Raw genomic sequence first — 21,190 nt, 5'->3', positions numbered from 1 at the left:
TTGAAGATAGGTAAGAGAATATCGAAAAAGATATCAGGTGATTATCCGTTTGTACAATAATAGAGAATTATTCCTTCTCTAACAGGTTTTTAGTTACCATTTAAGCTAAAAACTAAGGAGGAGGAGCATTTTTGGCTATCTTGCTCGGAATAACACTACCTAACTATTCATGTCTACACAATTAGTCAAATGGTCTACAGGAATTACATTATTCCTCTGGCTATTATGGGTTTTTATCACCTACATCGGTTTTCATCCTTCCCAGTTAGCTACGCTAAGTGACCATCCTTACCTTGGATTGTTATCAGTTATAGGCTTGGTGGCTTTATTATCAGGTGCCTACAGCTGGCGCCGTTTAAGACAGAAAAAAAAATGGTACTTTTCTTTTCGTGGTGGATATTTGATTTTAGCCACCTTGGTATTAGGCTTAGTCGCTGTATTCAGCTTTTGGGAAGCTATTGACTTCACTAACCTGAATAAAGGTTTGGCGGGCTTTTATTTTTTCGCCAATAGTTTGTGGTACCTGTTATTACTTCTTTTTTTGGGAATAAGCATGATAGCTTTAGGTAGTATAGTTACTGAAAAGTTGCAAAATTTTCAGCAACATTCTTTGTTCAGTATGGCCATTGGCATAATGCTCTTAGGCGTATTCAGTGCTTTCCTTGGACTAGTTCACATGTTGTACGGTATTTTGTTATGGGCTGTTATTATAGGAGCCGTGGTACTAAAAAGGCAATTGGCTTTAACTACCTTAAAAGAGTGGTTGTGGACAAAACACCGCTGGCGCATATTACATTGGTGGCAACTCCCTGTTGTAATATTAGGCTTGTTTTACGTATCAGCTTATTGGGTGGGGAGCGTGAAAGCCTTTGCTTCTGGTTTTGATGGAGCTGCTCTCTATGCTAACTTGGCTCAATTAGTTGCGCAAAAGAATTCGCTACCAGGTGCTTATCAGGCATTCGGGTGGTCAGTGGTGATGAGTTGGGGGGAATTATTATTCGGTAGCCTTTCTATGAACATTCTTTTGTCACATTTCATCTACCTGCCAGCACTGGCCTTGGGTTATCAGCTATTACGAAAATGGCTAAAGGCACCGTATGCTTTGCTGAGTATCGTCTTGGTCCTTTCGTTGCCTATGTTTAGCTTCATGGTGATGGTGGATGAGAAAATAGACCTAGGCTTGTTGTTAATTAGCTTGGCGGCCATCTATCTTGTCTTACAGATTAATTTTTCCAGTTTACCGGAGAACCTAAATGTGAAATCATTATTTCAAGACAAAGCGTACTATCCCTTCCTTCTTTTAGGTGGTCTGCTAGGGTTCGCATTCTCCATAAAATATACATCAGTCTTTCTTTTGGGAGGAATCTTGGCTTTGCTGTTCTATCGTTTAGGGAAAATGGCGATGTTTTGGGGCTGGCTATTGTTTTTCTCTGGTTTTATCTTCCTCAGTGGTTTCTACACCTGGGGAAATCTACCCTTGAGTACGGGAGAAGCTCAGGTATTGGGCATAGCGATGAGCTTAATAGGTGTTGGATTGATGATCTTTCGACTTTATGCTAATCCGCTTTCGGTACGGCAATTATTACAAGGCGTACTGTTATTAGGAGTGACTTTTTTATTGGTTTTCTCGCCCTGGGCGGGAAAGCACTTTGCCGAGCGTAATTATAAGTTTGAACTTTCAAGCTTCCTCTACGGGAAACCCGACCGGATAGCGATTGAAGTAAGTGGAAGATATTTATCCCAAAAGGTAAATACGTCTCCTTTTGAGACCGGGACACTTAAAGAAACCAGATTACTCACAAATGATCAGACTTCACCAAAATCGGACGAAATATCGACCGGGTTGACAGAGGCAGAAGAAGACAAGGGCATGATTGGCAATGCCAAAAGAGAAGAACTCCAGCGCTATCTAGGTTACGAAAAGGGTATTTTGCGTTATTTGACCATTCCTTTTGACCTTTCCTTTAATCTTAATGTACCAGGGTTGAGGCATCAGGAAGTCAGTTTTTTCTGGTTGGCATTGTTTCCGATACTTTTTCTTTTTAATGCCAAACGCTGGCTATTTCGTGGAATACTGTTAACAATAGGTGGAGCCATCTATCTTGCAGCTTCGTACTGGTCATTAACGGAGGCAGGCACCTCTGAAGGGCACATTACCGCAGCAAATAATTTCCTCAACCAGTACATTCAACAGGTACCTGCTGGAAACAATAGTGGAATGATGGGGTTCTGGCAAAAACTACCACAACCTTTCATCGAGCTTGGGAGTAAAATGACGGGCGCGTTTACGGAGCTCTCTACATTACCTGCTTATCTATTTATCCCCTTATTGTTAGGCTTGGTTTTTCTACTTGTTTTAGCCTTGAAAAAACAAGTCAAAGATTGGCCAGTGGCCATGAAAGAGACTGGGATTATTTTGCTACCCTTCTTGTTTTTATGGTTTCTGCTAGCCAATAGCATTAGCTGGTATGCGCTATTACCGATTGTAATCCTTCCTTCCTGGTTTATTTACGTTTTAGAACGATCTTCCAAAAAAAATACGCCAGAAAGATCAGCGGTATTTGGTACCGTGATTGGAAGCACCATTATTCTTCAGCTAGTTTTTAATACAGGCTTGCTAATGACCAGTACCCAGCCCCGGCAAGCAGCAGCACAAATGTACAATTGGCCAATGGTTCAATACTTGTGTAGTGGAGATCTTGACCAGGTTAAAACATTGAACCTCTTTAATTCGACCTATTCACAGATCGCGAAGCAAGTGAACCAAGGGCGATCATCAAGAATTTACCGAGTAAACACCTATTTACAATTCCATATTGACAACAACGACACTCGGGTTTTAGAAGATAATCAGTTACAAAAGTTTGATCAGATAACTAGCCTCATTAGCAATCCTAATGATTTCATTCGTATCCTCAAAGAAAATGATTTTGAATACGTCCTTTATGACCTCAATACACCTTCGCTAGATCAAACACCAGAACTTAGTTTGCAAGCCAAATGTCGGAATCTTCTCCAGATACTACTCACTAGCCCTGAGGTAGAACTAGTAATAACGGATAATTATGTCGCAGCCCCGGCAGGAAGTAACCCTATCCGGTTGCCTAATGGCCAAACAGCTGTAGCCCAGCCAGGACTGCAAGGTCAAATTGTTCTACCTGGGCAAGTCGCTTTATTCCGAATCAAATAAATGGTAAAATGTCAGATGAGTTGCTCCTTACGGTCATTTTACCTGCTTATAACGAAGCGAAAGTCATCGGGGGGGTTATCGATGAGATTCAATCAACCCTTCCTTGCCGTATTGTCGTTGTGGATGATGGGAGTAGTGATAACACTATCGAATATGTTCGTGAAAAAGGTGTAATGGTTATTCGTCATCTGTTAAACCGAGGAGCAGGTGCGTCTTGCATGACAGGGATAAGCCTTGCTAGAGAAAACAACTGGCAACAGGTAGCTTTTCTTGATGCTGACGGACAGCACGTAGCTACGGATTTATTAGTATTACAGGCTTGCATGAAAGAAACAGAAGCAGACCTCGTCATAGGTAGTCGTTTTATGCATGCTGAAAATAGGATCCCACGGATACGCCGCATCTTCAATGCGATGGCTAATATATTAACCAATACTTTTTGTAAACATCACTACTCCGATACCCAATCAGGTTTCCGTTTATTAAATCGTCGCGCTATTGAAGCTATCGATCTCTATCAGGACGACTTTAGCTACTGCAGTGAAATGATTATTCAGGCAGAACAGGCCGATTTGAAAATTTCAGAATGCCCGATTTTCGTGCGTTACACGGAATATTCAATGAGCAAAGGCCAGGATTTTCAAGTGGGTGTCATGACTGCCTTCCACTTCTTATGGAAACTGATCTTTAAATAGATAATCTTATGGAAATACGCATCTTTCAATGGTTGGTACCCGCTTTGGCCTTATCATTTCTTATGAGTCATTTGCTTCGTTATTACCGTGGCCGAATCGACTTACGGGAAACCGTAAGTGGTATTTTACTTTGGCTTGGAGTCTCTGCACTTGCCATTTTTCCTGACGCGATATCGAATGCCTTTGCCCAGGTTCTGGGATTCAAAAGCAATACAAATGCTATCCTGTTTCTTGCTGTTAGTTTACTTTTTTATTTCCAATATCGGTTATATCATATTCAGGTACGACAACGGCGTCAGCTTACTCAACTCACACGGGCTTTGGCGCTACAGGAGTTTTTAGAAAAGGAGAAAAGTTAATATGAAACAGATCTACTACCTATTTTTTGTGGGAGCTTTTTCGCTTGGGAATATGGGGTGTTCCAATTCTAGTCCCGTCAAAAAATCATCTGATTCGCCCAATATCATTTTTATTCTTGCCGATGATCTTGGGTTTGGTGATCTTGCTTGTTATGGTCATCCTTACGCTAAAACACCCCATTTAGATCAATTAGCCGACGAAGGGATAATGTTGACGAGAGCTTATTCGGCAGGGATCGTATGTGCACCTAGCCGACAGGCTTTTATGACTGGAAAATACCCGGTTACCCATCAAAATAATGCTGACGAAAGCGGGTTTGATGACGAAACAACCATTACTGATTTGCTCAGTGCGAAAGGATATCTTACTGGGCATTTTGGGAAATGGCACATGGGCAAAAAGGGGTTGTTGTCAGATCCTCCCTACGGAATAAAAGTGATTGGAAAAGAACGAGGAAAAAGGCAAGGACCAGAAGGAAAAGATGTAGAGATATTTAGTGAAGCCATCACTTTTATTAATAGTGCTGTAGATGATCAGCCTTTTTATTTAAACATCTGGACACGCGCCACCCATTTTCCAATAACAGATATACCTGCATTTTCATCTCTTTTTGATAGTGTAGCAGTAGATGAAAATTACTTTTCTTCCAGTTTCAGGCGTGAGAAAATACAAAAGGTAAAAGCAGCAGGGCTCTCAATAGACAGCTTGATGCGACGCTACCTGGCTGAGGTTTACGCCCTCGATTATCAAGTTGGAAGAATTATGAAAGCACTAGATGACGCAGGACTTCAAGAAAATACGATTATTATCTTTGCTAGCGACCAAGGGCCCGCTGAGATCGATCTAGACTCCCAGGACAAGGAGGAAAGGTACTCCTCCTTAGGCTCATCTGGTACCCTTCGGGGTGGTAAAAAAGGTACATTGGAAGGGGGAATACGAATTCCATTTATTGTCCGGTGGCCTGAAAGAATTCCTATTGGGCGCCTAGACAGTACGTCTGTTTTTTCAGGGGTAGACTATCTTCCTACACTATGTAAATTAGCAGGTATCAACTTTGACGAAGGGCAGATTTCAGGAATAGATAGATCTTCCGTCTGGCTTGGAGCACCCAGCGCAAGAAAAGAGCCTCTTTTTTGGAAAACAGCTATTTCTAGCCCCTCCACGACGATTCTGGAAGGTTCATGGAAATTTACAGAAATCAATAAAAAGGAACATTACTTATACAATCTGGAAACAGATCCAACTGAGCAGATTAATTTAAGCAAGCAATACCCTGAGAAGTTGAATAGTTTGAGCGAGCAAATCCAAGCATGGGAAAATGAAAATATAAAATAATCAGCCCCTCTAAAAAAAAAATGAAATTCCTCTTCGTACTAGAACATTTCAGCCCTTATCTCGGCGGTGCGGAAAAGCTGTTCCACCAGGTAACGTCTATGCTGGTGCAAGAAGGCCACGAAGTTGAAGTCGTCACTACCTTATTTCGGGCTGATTTGCCCGCCACCGAAATTATAGAAGGTGTTCAGGTACGACGCGTAAAATGTCACAATCGGTTTTTGTTCACTTTGCTTAGCCTACCTGTCTTGTTTCGGGCAGCCAAACGAGCAGATATTATTCATACCACTACCTACAACGCAGCTTTTCCTGCTTGGCTGGTGGCCAAATTTTGGCGTAAGCCCAGCGTTATTACTTATCATGAACACTGGGGCGAGCTATGGTTCCAGCTGCCTTTCCTAGCAATTTGGCAACGTTGGCTGTACTTTTTATTCGAAAAAATGATCAGTCGCTTGTCTTTTGATCATTACATTGCCGTATCCGAAGCGACCAAGTCCAGCTTGATTGTTGCGGGGATTGCTCCCGGAAAAATTCACCGCATCTACAACGGTATTGATTATGACCGTTTTCAAGCGATTGAGGCAAATAAAACACCCTATTTTTCAATCATTTATTATGGCCGGCTGGGAGTATCAAAAGGTTTAGATTTACTCATTCCTGCTTGGGGAGCTTTTGCTCGCAAGCATTCCTCTAAGCAACTGGTATTGCGTTTGGTACTTCCTACCTATCCCCCTTCTTTATTAGCTATCATTAAAAAGCTGATCGCAACACACTGCCCTCCTGAGAGCGTTGTTGTTTTCCACGAACTCACTACGGAGGAGCTTTTTACGACTGTAAAATCCAGCCATGCTGTCGTTATTCCTTCCTATAGTGAGGGATTTTGCTTTGTGGCAGCAGAAGCCGTGGCTTTGGACATGCCGATTATCAGCTCGGGTAGGGGAGCCTTACCCGAAGTGGTGAGCGGGCAGCATTTGCATTTACCTCAACTTGGGGTTGTTGATTTAGAGAAGGCGTTGGCGGCTGCGAAAAAGGGAGATTGGCAATGCTCATCTTCAATAATACACACGCTTACTGCTACAACAGACAACTATCTAAAGTTTTATCAACAGCTTACTTGGCATCACGAGGGCGGAAGCCAATCTGACGAGCAATAAGTTCACGTTGAATCTCTGAAGTACCTGAATAAATTGTGGCACCAAGGGCTGCCCTGAGTTGAAGTTCCACCGGATGAGGAGTACGATAAGCTTGGCCAGCGAAAAGTTGCATAAGTTGCAAGCAAAGTTTACGGTAGCATTCGCTTACGCTCAATTTTGCCATAGCAGCGTAATGACTCTTGTGTTCACCGGCATCCAACATTCGAGCAGCGTGATACGTAAGTAAGCGAGCACCTTCCAGTTCAACCTTTAGATTGGTCAGGGGATGAGTTACTGCTTGGTGGCTACTCAGGTTTCCTTTACCAGAAAAACGTTGGTTAGCAAATTGAACAGCTTGCTCCAGTAATCGATCCATCGCTCCCAGGTGAATAGCTCCTAAGCAGGTGCGTTCCCAGCGCATGGAATGATTAAAAATATGAGCACCAGCTCCTTCTTTACCAATAAGTTGATTGGCGGGAACTGATGTCTCAGAAAAATTAATACTGGCAAGTGGACAACTTCGCAGGCCCAACTTTTGACTAGGCTCAGACCATGTTGTTTTTTGCTCATCTGTGTCGATGACGAATGCTGAGATTCCGCCAAAAAAGCCCTTTTCAGGTGCAGTGAGTGCATAAGTTAGTACCAGATTGGCAGCCTGACCGTTGGTGCAAAATGTTTTAGTACCATTCAAGAGGTAGGCTTCTTTGTCTAATTTGGCCGTCGTCTTCATGAAAAAAACATCAGAACCGGCGCTTTCTTCCGTCATTGCGTTACCTCCAATGGCGTCTCCGCTGATCAGCTTGGGTAGCCAGTTTTCTTGTTGGGTAGGGCTGGCAAATTCCGCTATAGGAGTAGCTACAGCTAATAACTGAGCTGCTAGGGCAAAATTCAGACCAGGGTCTTCACTACCATAGCCCAAAGCTTCCAAGGCTAAAACAGTATCGTAAGCACTAAGTCCTCTACCGCCGAAATCAGCAGGTAATGACAAGCTCGTCAGTCCTATTTCAGCACACTTTTTCCAGAGAGATTGATCAAAGCGGGCTTCTTGATCTCTGAGGGCAGCCTCTGGATTGATGTATTCCTGGGCGAAAGCAATGATTTCTTTTCGAAAGTTATTTGTATTTTCACTATACTCATATATCATCTTCTGCCCATTTTTTTAATAACTGAAAATCAACCTTCTGACTGCTTGTAAGCGGTATCTCTGCTGTGAATAGAAATCGATCAGGTGACATATACAAGGGGAGATGTTCAGCAAGGTAATCTTTCAAGGCGGCATAGGGTAGGGGCTGGCCTGTGGTGGTCACCAACCAAAGATAAATTTTGGTTGTATCATTTTCTGTTACAGTCACGGCAGTTGCTGCCAGAATTTCCTCGTGGAGCAACGCTTTGTTCTCGATTTCGGCCAATTCAATACGATAACCTCGCCTTTTTACCATTCTATCCGTCCGCCCTTGATAAACAATTTCCTGTTGGTCATTGATGCGTACCCAATCTCCGGTTGGATACCAACAGTTATTATCAATAGACACTAGATGGCTACGTGACCCTTTGTTCTGAGCTACATAACCCGAACTAACGGAAGCGCCAAACACCATCAATTCGCCTTCCTGCCCTGGGGTGCATTGCAAATACTGGTCTCCATTACGTAGTTTAGCTTGCGCATAGGGGCATAATTTACCAATAGGGTAAGGATCAACACGATCCTCTTTTACGGCTACAGGAATCTGGTGCCAAGTCACTACATTGGTTTCCGTAGGCCCATAGAGGTTGTAAAACGTAGTATGTCTCCAATGTTTTTTCAAGGCTCTTAAAGGAGCCACCGGAAAGACCTCTCCGGCAAAGAGCACCAGTCGAAGTGTTTTATAAGTGTAGGAGTTCAGTTTGCCATAACGGTTGAGTAGCTGCAACAGGCTAGGTGTAGTATATAGCACACTGATAGCTTGTACATCCAATTGTTGTGCTAATAATCTGGGGTTTTTCGCATCAGCAGCTGTAAACAGACAAAGTTGTGCACCTGTTTTCAAGCTCACAAAAAGGTCGAATACCGAAAGATCAAAATGAAAAGGGGCAAGGGATGCAATCTTATCTTCGGCAGTTACGGAAAACTGATTTGCAGCCCAATCTATAAAGCAAGATGCATTGTCATGTGAAATCAAGACTCCCTTGGGTTGGCCAGTAGAGCCTGAAGTGTAAAGGATGTAAGCTAAATTCTGGGGGTAAGCTCGTTTTGGTTTAATACTAGGTTTACCAATTATAAACTTTCCCATGAAAGCCTCAAAATGATAATGCGGCAGCTGCTTTTGCAAAACACTTACAAAAGAAGGAGTGGTAATAATAGCATCACACCCTGCATCCTTGACAATATAAGCAATCCGTTCAGGTGGATTGTCTGGAGCTAGAGGCACATACGTTATTTCGCTAGTGATTGCAGCAGCGACAAAGCCCACCAAGGGCATAGACTTGGGCAAAAGGAGTCCTAGGCAAGCTCCATAATCAAGTTCCGCACTTCTGTATGCTGTTGCTGTCTTATTGGCATATTCTTCTAGCTCCGAATAAGTCCACTGCTGATCAGTCCTCGAAAGTGCCTTCCTATCGGGATAATTAGCAAAACACTGATGCAAAAGATGAGCTAAGGCCTGCATTATAAAAAGGCAGAATTAGGTTATTCGATGGTTACGGAGCTTCTATTTTTTTGCATAAATGCTTTCCATGTACTTACCTGATCGGGCGTAAGCACCTCGTCCATAACTCTTTGGCGTATTTTTGCTCGTATCCCTCTATCTGTATTGAAAGAGGCTAGATCATATTCAGCAACCAGTGAATTTATTTGAGCTNTTTGCTCAGGAGTAAGTGTAACTGCGTTAGAAATATTTGCGATAACAATCTCGGCAGCTTGGTTCATGGAATCAGGCTTCCTTAATTCTCTTGTCTCTGTTTTTTCTGCGGCGTCAGTCTTCTCCGTATTTTGGTCGGAAAGATTGTTATTGGAGCAAGCGCTCAATAATAGTACAAAGAAAATTAATCTATACATGGTAGTAATCATTTTTTATCAGAAATCGGTACAAATAACATTTAGTTGCTCAACGGAATTGCTGTGGGCAAGGTGTTGAAATTGTTGGAGACGATTAGGGTTCTTAAACATTTCCAATGCCTCAAGGTAGCGCTTATAATTGGAAAAGAAATCCCCAGCCAAAACCAGATGTACAAGAGAAAAAGCAGATTCTGTCTGTTCGTACATTGGAAGATCGACCTGGCCAGTCAAATCCCAACGAATATAACTAGGGTCGTAATAGGTAGCCACCAGTTTTTCTACAAGTTGGTAAGCTCCTGCGATATCTTCGTAACTTTTTACCATTATTGAGCTATCCTGCTTGGTGAGCATCTGATCGACACCTTCACAGACCAACTGTGCACCTTTGATCGCCAAGTAGATGCCGCTAGAGAAGATAGGGTCTAAAAAAGCCGATGCATCACCGATGATCGCGAAGTTCGACCCCCATTTGGTAGAAGCATAGTAAGAAAAATCACCATTGGCATTTACTTTACCCCAAGGAGAAGCTTTTTCGATAATTGCTCGCGCAGCGGGTGCGTTCATGAGTTCCTGAAGATAGAGTTCCTCTTGCCAATCTTCCGTTTGCGAAGCAAGAAGTCGCCGCTGCTGATTAGCGTATTCCATATTAATGGCGACACCAACGCTGAGGCGATCTTCAGCCAAGGGAATCATCCAAATCCAACCGGCTTTTTCTTTACCTCCCAGGTGGATAATTTTAATATGCCCAGCCTGTAAATCAGGAGTAAGTTGTGCGTGGCGCCAGTGTTTTGAATAAGCGGCACGAGGCTGAATTGAAGTAAATGGCTTTCTGGTTCCCATCTGCCGCGCTAAAAGGGTTTGTTNCCCACTGGCATCTATCACCATCTTAGCCTCGTAAGTATGCTGCTCTCCAGCGTTGCTTTCCGCCTGAACAACAGCACGTTGCGGGTTTTCAAGATTCACATAAGTTACTTTCATCTCCTCCCGAACCATAGCGCCATTCTCCTCGCTATTCCGCAAGAGAAGGTCATCGAATTCTGCGCGCTGAACATGAAAAGAAAGGTAGCTTTCGTCTTTTATTTCGTGCCGAAAACACCAATGAGAAGCACTTTTCCCTTCATGATCAGCAAATGTTACCCCAGGTTTACGACTGAAGCGGCGTTCCATTTCGGGCAGAACACCAAGGTCCTTCAATACATGATGGCAAAACGGAAGAAGAGATTCTCCTACATGCTCACGAGGAAATTTTTCTTTTTCCAAAACTAAAACCTGATACCCTTTACGAGCTAAAAAAGTAGCTGCAGTAGACCCTGCCGGACCGCCGCCAATGATAATAACGTCGAAATGTTTACTCATGCTGATTTAGTGTTTAATCGAAGAGAAGATCAACCTGCTTTTTTTGCTAAAACAAAAGCCTCTATCAGGTTGACGGTATTCAGGTTCTCTTGATCTACTTCGTGGGGTAAAAACTCAAGGCCAAAGCTTTGTTCAAGAAAATCGACTAGCTCAAGGGCAGAAATAGAATCTATTATTCCACTACTCAAGAGAGGAGCGTCTGCATCAAGATGCTCTTCCGTATTGCCAATGAAGGTTTCCTGAATATACGTACTGATTTTTTCACTAATAGCATTCATGGTAAAGGATAGATTAATTCAACAATCACAAAGATAGGATAAGATCACATAATTCAGCTACTTTTGTGAAGCCAGCAAAATTAGAAATGCATTCAGAGACTCCCGAGAAATTGGTTCCTATTAATTCGTGGAAACATCTATCCACCTGGCAGCAAATGTTGGGACGAGTAAAAAAGGTATATACCTTTCGCTTCTTAATTCGCCAGATGGTGAAGACCAGTATTACCAGAGATTACAAACGTTCCTTTATTGGGTTGTGGTGGATGCTGATTACTCCTCTGCTCGCCGTAGTAACCTGGGTGCTGCTTCAAGGGGCAGGGATCATGAACCCGGGAGAAACTTCCATCCCTTATCCTGCTTATGTATTGCTTAGCACTTCTATTTGGAGCTTTTTCCTGCAATCCTATCAAGTGAGTAGTAATGTTTTAATCAATGGAAAACAATTGATGGTGACGACAGATTTTCCTCATGAGGTATTACTCGTTGAAAAAATCATTATTCACCTCATTCATTTTGTAATTCCTTTGGTATTGAACCTCGTAGTGCTAGTGTTCTTTGGTGTTTCTTTCCATAGCTGGAGTATTCTTTTCCCATTAACTTTGCTACCATTACTTTGCTTAGGGGTAGGTTTGGGCTTGTTTGTAGCACTGATGCGAGTAGTTGCGGTAGACTTTGCTCAAATTGCCGACAAAGTGATGAATTTCCTGATGTTCCTTACTCCCATAATTTACGCACCTAAGGTTGAGGTAAAATTCCTGGGCGATATCGTAGCCCTCAACCCACTTACCTACCTTATCGGTTTCAGTAGAGATTTACTCACTAATGGAGGTTTTACAAACCTCAACCTATACTTGGTATTCAGCACATTAAGTATAATCGTGTTTTTGTTGGGCTTCCGCACATTCACCAAGCATGAACAGCAACTGGTAGAAAGATTGATCAACGTATGAAAGATTTCACCAACCAACCACTACTGCTGTCTGTCCGTAATGTGAATAAAAAGTTCACCAAGGATATTCGCTATAACATGTATTACGGAATCCGTGATATGCTCCTGAGCAACCACCGTAATTATATGCAGTTACGTGAAAAGGAATTCTGGGCAATCAAAGATGCTTCATTCGATCTCCGGGAGGGAGAGATATTAGGTGTCGTGGGTGCTAATGGATCAGGTAAGACGACGCTTATGAGGATTATTTCGGGAATTTACAACCTCAACTCTGGGGAGATTCTTGCTAGGCCGGGCCAAAAAACAACCAGTATTTTTGCCCTCAAGTCAGGCATGGAACCTTTATATACTGGTCGAGAAAATATCTACCTGAAGGGATCTTTGTATGGTATGAGCAAGGAGGAGATAGATAATCAGATGTCTTTTATTGAAGACTTTTGTGAATTAGGAGATCGACTGGATCGACCATTCGGCAATTACTCCTCTGGAATGGCTGCCCGCCTAGCTTACGCTATCGCAGTAGCTACCAGACCTGATGTTTTTATCATTGACGAAGCACTGGCTGTTGGGGATTCGGTTTTTAAAGCCAAATGTTTTGACCATCTAAAAGATTATGTAAAAGATGGCGGTAAAGGGGTGCTCTTTGTTTCCAATAATGTTCGTAAGGTACTGAAAATAGCTACACGAGTAATCGTGATGGATGAAGGAGAAATAATCTATAATTCTCAAGAAATAAGAAAAGCACTTCAGTTTTACATTGAGAATTGCCTCCGCACACTTACCCCCGAAAAAAAAGCAGCCAAATTGGCTGCTGTCACCCATTATGATTTTTAAATTATGCTATTTCAGTCTTTTGACTTTCTGGTACTATTTCCGATAGTCGTAGGCATTTACTTCTTGCTGCCTAAAGACCGGCGGTGGATTTGGGTACTGTTGAGTAGCTACGGTTTCTATTTGTTCTGGAACCCCTGGTACATTGTTTTGCTTTGGGTATCGACCCTCACGGACTATCTAGTCTCTCATAAGATTCACCAAACCGTCGATTTATTTCGGCGGAAGATCTGGCTGGGTGTAAGTATTGCCATTAATCTCGGCCTACTCATTACCTTCAAGTACTATAATTTCTTTGCGGAGCAATTTGCCTGGGTTATGCGATGGCAACACCCAGATTTCGACCCCTATTTACTTGACTTTCTGTTACCTATCGGAATTTCTTTCTATACCTTTCAGACCCTGGGCTACACCATCGATGTTTACAGAAAACACACCAAACCGGTACGGCATCTGGGGAAATTTGCGATTTACGTAGCCTTCTTTCCGCAGTTGGTTGCAGGCCCAATTGAGAGAGCGGTTGACCTTTTGCCACAGTTGCATTTCGACTATTCTTTCGATATCCAACGCATCACGGAAGGCTTGCGCCTTTTTTTATGGGGGCTATTCAAGAAGCTGGTCGTCGCAGATCGTATTGGACTGTTTGTAGCGGCTGTTTTTAGTACTCCTGGAGAGTACCAGGGCTGGGTAGTATTGATAGGAGGCTATCTTTTCTTTTTCCAAATCTACTATGACTTTACAGCCTATCAGGACATGGCCGTTGGCACTGCACGTATTCTTGGTATTAAGCTATCCAAGAATTTCGATCCATTGATTTTGCTGAGTTCTTCTTTTCGCCGTTTTTGGCAGGGTTGGCACATTACACTTACTACCTGGATCAGAGATTATGTATATCGCCCACTGGCTTTAAATGAAAAACAGCTGGCCAACCTGGCAATAGGCCCCTTTTACATATTCTTTCTAGTGGGGCTATGGCACGGTGCCAACTGGACTTACATTATTTGGGGAAGTCTGCACGGTCTTTATATGATTGCAGAACGACAACTGGGCGGAATTTCTATTAAAATAGGTCAGCACTTTGGGCAAATTTTTCAAAAAGCATTGGGTTTTATCCTGTTTTTTAACGCTTTTACCTTAGCAAACATCTTCTTCAGATCATCATCTGTACAGGATGCCTGGGTACTTCTCGGCGAAATTTTCAAGACTTCCAGCCCTTCCCTTAACCCAGGCCTGAAAGCCCTGGACTTTCAATTGCTCTGGATCGTCTTGGTATGCAGTGTATTGTTTGAATACGCTCGGCGGCGAGTGGAACCGCTGGAACTGTTAAACCTTAAATCGTCCGTTGGGAGGTGGGCGATCTATTTATTGATGGGTTTGGCCATTTGGTTTTTAAGAATACCTGAGGATGTCAAATTCATCTACTTTGAGTTTTGATAAATCTCCCGTAGTTCCTGTAGTTTTGTCTTTTCCTCCAAGGCTACATCGTTGGACTCTCCAGGGTCGGCTGCCAGATTGAACAATAGCGGATAGTACCCATCAAACGAAGCTGCTAATTCCTCGTGTTTACTAAAGGAAGTAAAGTTGAAGTGCCGTTGGGTTATTTTGGAGTCATTATTGGGAATAAAAATAGCCTTCCACGACCCTTTTCTAACGGCTTGAACGCCGTGAAACGACCATATCAATGCTTCATGACCACTGCAACTATCTGTTAGCGTGAAATTCTTATAAACAAAAGAGGAATCCATCTGCGCACCAGCAATTTCGGAAAAAGTAGGGTAGAGGTCAAGCGCAGAGAAGAACTCGCTGGACGAGGTGGCCGCAATTTTCCCTGGCCAGTAAAGAAAAGCCGGAACATTAATACCGCCTTCAAACAAGGTGGACTTGCCTTTAAAACGTTCCTCCTTCGTTGGTGCATTTATTGCTGCGCCATTATCCGAAATAAAAACCACTAAGGTGTTTTCGTTCCTTGCTTCAAGCACCGCTTGTAAACGGCCAATTTCCTCGTCAAGTAATTGCACCATTGCTGTATAGCGCTCCGCTTGATCCTTATCACGTTCTGATTTGCCAGGAAATATAGCTTCCTCGCCAGGAAGCAGGTAGGGGCGATGGGGAGTAGCGTAAGAAAGCATTAAAAAATAAGGTTCCGCTCTATCTGATTGCTGGATGAATGTTATCGCCTCATCAGTCAGTAGTTGTGTCAAATGCTTCCTCTCTTCAGGTATCCATGCTTCCTCACCATCCATGAGTCCGAATTCACCTTGGCTATCAACATGACTGATATAATCAATATGGCCGGCAAGAAAACCTTTGAAGAGATCGAATCCTCGCTGGCGTGGATGGTTTTCCGGGCGATAGCCCAGGTGCCACTTTCCGATGAGTGCAGTGACATAACCACTAGTTTTGAGGGTCGAAGCAATCGTAGGTAAATTGCTTGCCAGTTCTGGTTGTTGTCCGGCCAATGATGGTTTAAGTATTTTATCAACATCATTCATGTCCGAAGCATAGCCAGTAAGCATACTGGCACGACTGGGGGAACAAACAGGACTGGTAACGTAAAAATTGTTGAATTTCCGCCCATGATTTGCCCAAAAATCAAGGTGTGGTGTAGCAGCGGCAGCAGGATTATAAGCACGGAGAACATCTTTACCAAGATCATCGGCAACAATAAACAAGATACTTGGACGAGCATCCTTCGCACGTTCTGGAGAAGGGCGATTTTCCGGCTGGCAGGCACTTAAAACATATAAAAACACAATAAGAACCATCCCCGTAAAATAATTATTCTTAGTCATTTTGTAATGCTTTTTTAATATCCTTTGCCAGTGCCCGGCTGAATTTATCAGAACTGTTGCCCTCTAGGTGGTGATACCCATCAGAAAATCGGTAAGTGTTCTGTTGTATGCTATCAGTATAATCGAAGTACCAAATATCCTTTTTTTGATGACACAATCTACTCATTGCTTCATCAAAAAAAGGATAAATTAAATTTTCCTCTTCTCGTATTTGATGGCTAACGGGTACTCGAACTAAGAATACGTGTCCCCGTTCACTTAAAAAACGGATCAAAGCGGCTAGGCTCGCTTCCCTTACCGGAGATTTCTCCATGTCGTAGTGCATTACCACTGCTCGTGACTTGGGTTTAAAATCTTCTGGTAGATAGGTTCCATTTGCTCCGTTCTGAAAAACCCGGTTCACATTATTTTTTGCTTCCCTTTCTTCAGACAACCATTCTACCAGCAATGCGCTTCCTGACCTAGGGTGCCGAAGCACGTATTCAATATTTGGGTGCTGGTTCATTCCCCACAATTTATAGAATCGAAAATTATTCTCCCGCGCATCTATCGCATCGGAGAAATCCATGATGCTACCAGGGCTTACTGATAGAATAAAGATGCCATTCTCAGTAGCTGGCTTCAGCTTTCTCTTTATCGCGCTGAAGTATTTATCACCATAAGGAGAAAGCACACCGGTGAAGGCAAAATTCAGCATTTCGCCCTCTAGTTGTAATTCTTTACTAATAACATGAGGGAAAACTCCTTTCAAAGCGCGGGAACCTCCCAGTACCAAGTGATCCGCTTTTCCAGTTGCTTTCCAATAGAAGGGGTCGTGCGCTTTCATCAAGGTGTATTGCAAGTAAAAGTAGGGCGTAATGACCAGGAGGCAAAACAGTACCAATTTGAGAATAAACCGCTTCATTAGATGGCTAGTTGCTTTTGGTTCGAGCTTGGTCGATTATTCGTTGCCGCAAATTCGGATCTTGTTGCAGCTCTCTGAAGAGCTGTTTTGCTATCAACTCATGAGCCAATTTATTGGGATGTGCATCCCAGCTCGCCAAGACCAATTCTTCGGTTTCATATCCCTTGTAATAATTACGAAGATCGATCACTTCAAACCCTAACTCTTCTGCCAGGTGAACTAGTTTATCGTCTTGCACTGGCGTTTGTCGACCGTCAAACGTGGGTAAGAAAAGCCATACGGGGGTGGCACCTTGTTGCTCTATCTCGTCTTTCAAGGTCTTATAGCCCCAACGGATGAGTTCTGGCATCTGGGGTTTAAGTTTGCGGATAAAAGTAGCCTGATCTATATTCCGTGATAAGTTCAATTCTTGAGACAGCCTCTTCCAGTAGGGATACTCCCACTCTACAGAAGCAGCATACATTTGATAAATATTTCCCATTATCCGCCGTAACTCATCAGGGTGAGCAGTATAGATAATCACATCAGGATGAAATTGCGGAACAATTTTCACTGTTCGAGCCAGATGCTGAGGAAGGTGAGTAGCTGCTACTCCAAAGTTAAGAATATCCACACTATCAAATGGCGCAAAGAGTTGCTCTTTGTTGAGCAAAGTCGTTAATTGGTTCTCGAAAGTCTCTTGAAGTAATACCCCACTTCCCATCTCAATGGACCCGCCCAGTAAGGCTACTCGCAAGGTGCCTTCTGGGACCAAAGTATCGGTAGGATAATCACGTAGTCCAAAGCTATTGGTCTCAAAGGGTAAATCCTTATAGGTCAAGTTGAGATTAGGGAGTAGTGTTTTTGCTAATACGGTTTCATGCCGATGGAATGCATTTAGTTCATGTAAACGCTTCCAGGTACGCGTGATTTCTTTATTCACCTGATCAAGTGGGGTATCCAATAGTTGTTGCTGGTCGAGCATAGTTTCGTAGTATCCTTGAAATCGAGCATCCAGATCCATCGCATTGAGTTGGGTGCTAAGGATGGGGCCTAAATCAACTGCCAGTTTTTGCTCCAGCTGTTTTTTTAATGGCGTCCAAGTAAGGAATGCTAAAGCAAAAGCCATGATCGTTGCTCCCCATAGCTGCCCCTCTAAATTGTAGCGCCAGTGGATCGCAGACTGTTTACTTTTCCAATCCCAGTAGTAAATCATTAAGCCCAATCCCAAAATACCAGTAAGCAATAAGACTAAATAGCCAAGGTCAATGACTGTCGCCGTGTTCCACACTTGCATGAAACCCCACCACTGTGCAGGAGAAGGAGCTGTCCACCATGACCAAAGAAAAGCCATGAAGCTGAAGATACCCATTACACGCAATACGTGCTTTATTGCTGTTGGCCAAGAGAAGCTTTGATTCGATACCCGCTTGCGGCGATAGCGAGCCAGATAGAGTGAATTTGCAGCGACAGCAATACCGAAAACACCCCAAAAACTAATGTCCTGCAAGGTAAATAAGACCGTCCCCTGAACCCATAACCATTGGTAAGCATGCAAAAACCAGTTGACAACAAAAGTTAGCAATACACTGATACCAATGGCCTTCATCGTCCCCAAATGTTTGACTTTGAAATAGATAGGGTAGTAAAATACCTTCATCACAAAGTCCCGCCAGTAGATATTGATCCTACGCCAAAGATCACTAAAGCTATCAGCGAAGAAGTAATGACGAAAAGGAGGAGGCAAGTCAAAACCAAATAGACAAATGACACCTACTGAAAAGTGGAATATGCCTGCTAGCCTGACAATTAGTGCATAGGAAGCAACTAAGAACTGTAACCAACCGAAGATCCCTTCTATTTCGATTGGGTTAGGTACGAGATAATAGTATATGATACGGTATAAAAAGAAATGAAGCACACCATTCATCATCCAAATTACGCCTTTACGGTAGTTCTCGTAGGCTGGTTTGGTATAATAATTTTGAACAAAGGTTTTGTAATCAACAACAGGAAAAATGAGAAAAATCAAATTCGGCAACAGAAAGAAATAGTTCAATCGAAGCAGTAGGGTAGGGCGCTGCTTAAGAAACCGCTCTTCGTGAACGTAAAGAATAGACCGAAACATAAAAAGTGCCCCTACCACTGAAAGAACAATATCATCTTGAAGGAGGGGTAACCATTTAAGGCGACAAGCAGCCAAAAGCATAGCCATTATCAGCAAGAGAATGGTCTTAGTACGAGTACTTATCGACCAGTCAACAATTAAAAACAGCACCAAACTTAAGGAGGAGATGATCCCCGCTTGCCAAGGGCTGAATAGTAGGAATATGCCTCCAAAAAAAGCGCCCAGAGGAATCCATAAACGAACCTTTAGTGGTACAAGTTGGTGCAAGAGAAATCCAGCTATCGCCAAAGAAAGTATAGTAAAGAGTTCAAGGTTCTCTTCAATCCTAAAAAGATAGACAAACGTACAAAGCCCCAGTAATGCCCCCAATATTTTAAAGAAGTCTAATCGGGTGACCTGGCTATTAGCCGTTTGGTTATTATCAGCAGAAAAAAGAAACAAGGACATGGAGATTATCTTTATGAGTTGCAATATAGAGCCTTTTTTATATTCGTTTTAGACGACTACTATTGTTTGTACCTTTGCCAAGTACCAAGTAATTGCGTGTGAACTTTCTAAAAGCTATTTCCTTCGCCCGTAATGCCAAGCAAGGCAGCAACATTATCCTTACGGGCGTTCCGCGTTCCGGCACTACTCTTATCTGCCGGCTTTTGTGCGAACTGCCCAATATGGTTGCGTTAAATGAGCCCATTGATCGCCAGTTTTTTCCTTCGCCCCAAAAAGCACAGGCAGCTATTGCTGATCATTTTCGCCAATTTCGCCGCAGCCTTTATTTTGAGCAATCAGCACTAGCCAGAACCCGTAATGGAAAGATCGTAGACAATGCTTTCGCAGAGGACAACCCTGAAGATCGTTCAAGGCTTGTGACCAGAAGCAAGGTGGTCTTTAATAAATCCTTATCCCCTGATTTCACCTTGCTGATGAAACATTGTGCGGAGTTTACACTGATTCTACCTGCTTTGCAGAACCATTACTTGACCTATACCGTTATTCGTAATCCGCTGGCCATATTAGCATCTTGGCACTCCGTTAATGTACCGGTGTCCCGAGGAAAAGTTGCTAAATCAGCCCGTCTAAATCCAAGCTTTCATGCTCAACTCAATGAGCATTCGGAAGATTTGCTGACCCGCCAGTTATTTATACTCTCCTGGTACTTTGAACAATACCAACAGTTAGCGGAAAGACATATTGTCCGCTATGAAGAACTCATTGCTTCACCTGCTAAAACGCTCGGACGAATCGTCGATCATGATAGTGATTTCTCTTTTCCAGCACTCGAAAGTCGCAATGCCAACAAGTTGTATAAAGCAACGGATTTATCCCGACTAGCAGAGCGATTACTCCATTCCGAGGGTGCTTACTGGGCTTTTTATGATCGATCATCTGTGAAGGATTTGGCACAAAAAATGCAGGCTGATTATGAACAATGATATTATACTGACTGGCCCTCCACGATCGGGTACAACACTAGCCTGTAGTTTGTTGAACGAATTACCAAATACCGCAGCACTGCACGAGCCAATGAACTTGAAAATGTTCCCTGATCCAGTGACTGCACTGGAAGAAACACAACGTTTTTTCGTCCGTATGCGCACCAGCATTTTGGAAACCGGGACTGCACTCTCAAAGATAAAAGGAGGAAGCATTCCTCTCAATCCCTTTGCCGATGACAGCACTTCTGAACGGAGTAGCGTTGTCCGCAAAGGAACCCTCCATTTTGAAAAGTCGTTTAGCCCTGATTTTAAACTAGTAATTAAGCAGAATGGGCATTTTACGTTTTTACTTCCCGAGCTGAGCAACCATTTTCCCGTCTTTGTTCTCTTGCGGCATCCAGTAGCGACCATCGCTTCCTGGAATACCATCCAGGCTCCCGTAGCGCAGGGAAACCTCAGGGTATTGAAGACGCTGAACCCTGAACTATATCATTCTCTTGAACGCTTGCCAGACCTGATAGAACGGCAGGTAGCCCTTTTAGTAGAAATGTACAACTGTTACGACTCCTTGGAAAACAGCCAATTCCTTTATTACGAAGACCTGATTGCCTCTCAGGGAAAATCCCTGAAGAACATCATTCCTGCTGCGGAAAATCACGAACATGCTTTGCGTAGCAAAAACAAAAATCCACTCTACAGTTTGGAATTAATTCGAGATATCAAAAACCACCTGGCTAAAGTAAGCAGTGCTTTTGCAGGGCACTATACCCTCGATGATATTTTTGCTTATTAGTGC

Annotated in this window: 17 protein-coding genes; 10 read left to right on the top strand and 7 right to left on the bottom strand. The window is 43.0% G+C overall.

Annotated features, from left to right (window positions below; genetic code table 11):
* Window positions 1-169: 169 nt before the first annotated feature.
* The 5 genes from A3EU_RS0128110 to A3EU_RS0128090 are packed head-to-tail and all read left to right on the top strand — an operon-like array spanning window position 170 to window position 6,731.
* Entirely contained in the window at window positions 170-3,190 is a 3,021-nt protein-coding gene (locus A3EU_RS0128110) for a hypothetical protein (RefSeq protein ID WP_020539521.1), read from the top strand.
* 8 nt (window positions 3,191-3,198) lie between these two features.
* Entirely contained in the window at window positions 3,199-3,885 is a 687-nt protein-coding gene (locus A3EU_RS32240; RefSeq protein ID WP_020539520.1) for a glycosyltransferase family 2 protein, read from the top strand.
* Window positions 3,886-3,893: 8 nt separating this feature from the next.
* On the top strand, window positions 3,894-4,244 hold the full coding sequence (locus A3EU_RS0128100; RefSeq protein WP_020539519.1) for a DUF2304 domain-containing protein: 351 nt from the start codon (window positions 3,894-3,896) through the stop codon (window positions 4,242-4,244).
* A 1-nt stretch (window position 4,245) separates the two neighbouring features.
* Window positions 4,246-5,580, top strand: coding sequence for a sulfatase family protein (locus A3EU_RS0128095; RefSeq protein WP_020539518.1), 1,335 nt, complete (start codon window positions 4,246-4,248; stop codon window positions 5,578-5,580).
* Window positions 5,581-5,600: 20 nt separating this feature from the next.
* A complete protein-coding gene (locus A3EU_RS0128090; protein ID WP_020539517.1) occupies window positions 5,601-6,731 on the top strand; it encodes a glycosyltransferase family 4 protein in 1,131 nt (376 codons plus the stop codon).
* Here A3EU_RS0128090 and A3EU_RS0128085 read toward each other — a convergent pair.
* The 4 genes from A3EU_RS0128085 to A3EU_RS0128065 all read right to left on the bottom strand — a co-directional run bounded on the left by A3EU_RS0128085 (window position 6,688) and on the right by A3EU_RS0128065 (window position 11,378).
* The gene (locus A3EU_RS0128085; protein WP_020539516.1) at window positions 6,688-7,854 is read right to left on the bottom strand and encodes an acyl-CoA dehydrogenase family protein; all 1,167 of its coding nucleotides are present in this window, start codon (window positions 7,852-7,854) and stop codon (window positions 6,688-6,690) included. The genes A3EU_RS0128090 and A3EU_RS0128085 overlap by 44 nt on opposite strands.
* Entirely contained in the window at window positions 7,844-9,355 is a 1,512-nt protein-coding gene (locus A3EU_RS32235) for an AMP-binding protein (RefSeq protein ID WP_020539515.1), read from the bottom strand. The genes A3EU_RS0128085 and A3EU_RS32235 overlap by 11 nt, the downstream gene beginning before the upstream one ends.
* Window positions 9,356-9,762: 407 nt before the next feature.
* Window positions 9,763-11,100 carry an NAD(P)/FAD-dependent oxidoreductase gene (locus A3EU_RS32230; protein ID WP_020539513.1) on the bottom strand — a complete coding sequence of 446 codons (1,338 nt, stop codon included), beginning with the start codon at window positions 11,098-11,100 and terminating at the stop codon, window positions 9,763-9,765.
* Window positions 11,101-11,129: 29 nt separating this feature from the next.
* A complete protein-coding gene (locus A3EU_RS0128065) occupies window positions 11,130-11,378 on the bottom strand; it encodes an acyl carrier protein (RefSeq protein ID WP_020539512.1) in 249 nt (82 codons plus the stop codon).
* Between the two features lie 86 nt (window positions 11,379-11,464).
* Between A3EU_RS0128065 and A3EU_RS0128060 the strand changes: the two genes are divergently transcribed.
* Genes A3EU_RS0128060 through A3EU_RS0128050 form a run of 3 tightly spaced genes read left to right on the top strand, consistent with a single transcriptional unit; the run spans window position 11,465 to window position 14,592 of the window.
* Window positions 11,465-12,328, top strand: coding sequence for an ABC transporter permease (locus A3EU_RS0128060; protein WP_044087357.1), 864 nt, complete (start codon window positions 11,465-11,467; stop codon window positions 12,326-12,328).
* The gene (locus A3EU_RS32225) at window positions 12,325-13,161 is read left to right on the top strand and encodes an ABC transporter ATP-binding protein (protein WP_020539510.1); all 837 of its coding nucleotides are present in this window, start codon (window positions 12,325-12,327) and stop codon (window positions 13,159-13,161) included. The genes A3EU_RS0128060 and A3EU_RS32225 overlap by 4 nt, the downstream gene beginning before the upstream one ends.
* 3 nt (window positions 13,162-13,164) lie before the next feature.
* Window positions 13,165-14,592, top strand: a complete 1,428-nt coding sequence (locus tag A3EU_RS0128050; RefSeq protein WP_020539509.1) for an MBOAT family O-acyltransferase — start codon at window positions 13,165-13,167, stop codon at window positions 14,590-14,592.
* On the opposite strand, the gene A3EU_RS0128045 is transcribed toward A3EU_RS0128050, so the two are convergent.
* Genes A3EU_RS0128045 through A3EU_RS0128035 form a run of 3 tightly spaced genes read right to left on the bottom strand, consistent with a single transcriptional unit; the run spans window position 14,577 to window position 19,408 of the window.
* A complete protein-coding gene (locus tag A3EU_RS0128045; protein WP_020539508.1) occupies window positions 14,577-15,950 on the bottom strand; it encodes a sulfatase-like hydrolase/transferase in 1,374 nt (457 codons plus the stop codon). The two genes, A3EU_RS0128050 and A3EU_RS0128045, sit on opposite strands and share 16 nt — an antisense overlap.
* Window positions 15,943-16,854, bottom strand: a complete 912-nt coding sequence (locus A3EU_RS0128040; protein ID WP_020539507.1) for a hypothetical protein — start codon at window positions 16,852-16,854, stop codon at window positions 15,943-15,945. The genes A3EU_RS0128045 and A3EU_RS0128040 overlap by 8 nt, the downstream gene beginning before the upstream one ends.
* Window positions 16,855-16,861: 7 nt before the next feature.
* On the bottom strand, window positions 16,862-19,408 hold the full coding sequence (locus A3EU_RS0128035; RefSeq protein WP_020539506.1) for an SGNH/GDSL hydrolase family protein: 2,547 nt from the start codon (window positions 19,406-19,408) through the stop codon (window positions 16,862-16,864).
* A 98-nt stretch (window positions 19,409-19,506) separates the two neighbouring features.
* On the opposite strand from A3EU_RS0128035, the gene A3EU_RS0128030 reads away from it, so the two are divergent.
* Together A3EU_RS0128030 and A3EU_RS0128025 are read left to right on the top strand one after the other, a co-directional pair.
* Entirely contained in the window at window positions 19,507-20,391 is an 885-nt protein-coding gene (locus A3EU_RS0128030; protein WP_044087355.1) for a sulfotransferase, read from the top strand.
* Entirely contained in the window at window positions 20,381-21,187 is an 807-nt protein-coding gene (locus tag A3EU_RS0128025; protein WP_020539504.1) for a sulfotransferase, read from the top strand. The genes A3EU_RS0128030 and A3EU_RS0128025 overlap by 11 nt, the downstream gene beginning before the upstream one ends.
* The last annotated feature ends 3 nt before the right edge of the window (window positions 21,188-21,190 follow it).

The sequence above is a fragment of the Lewinella cohaerens DSM 23179 genome (assembly GCF_000379805.1).
In the GTDB taxonomy this organism is placed as follows: domain Bacteria; phylum Bacteroidota; class Bacteroidia; order Chitinophagales; family Saprospiraceae; genus Lewinella; species Lewinella cohaerens.
The sequence above is the reverse complement of the archived record's forward strand: the minus strand, read 5'-3'. Positions and strand labels throughout refer to the sequence as shown.